This window comes from Methylococcus sp. S1M, assembly GCF_051295855.1.
GTDB lineage: Bacteria > Pseudomonadota > Gammaproteobacteria > Methylococcales > Methylococcaceae > Methylococcus > Methylococcus capsulatus.
On the sequence record NZ_JBPDXO010000083.1, the window covers coordinates 1 to 230 of the forward strand.

Consider the following 230-nt stretch of genomic DNA (forward strand, 5'->3'; position numbering starts at 1 on the left):
GTTCGACCGGGCCGTAGAGGGGGCGTACGCGCTGTCCGACCGTCTGTTCCAGAAACCGGTCGAGCCGGGCCTGCGAGTAACGAATCTCGGAACTGGTTTTCTTGCGGTAGGCGAGCAGGGGCTGCAGCCCCGGCTGGCCGATCCGTGCGAACCACCTGAGAATGGCATTGCGCTTCTGCTGGTAGAGGCTGAGGAACTCGTGATTCAGGCGTTTCTGGCGGGGATATTCG

The 230-nt window shown here is 62.6% G+C and carries 1 protein-coding gene; it reads right to left on the reverse strand.

Features of this window, described 5'->3' with window-relative positions; all coding sequences use genetic code 11:
- On the reverse strand, positions 1-230 hold a 230-nt coding region (locus ACSHWJ_RS16145), incomplete at both ends, for a hypothetical protein (protein WP_435928806.1).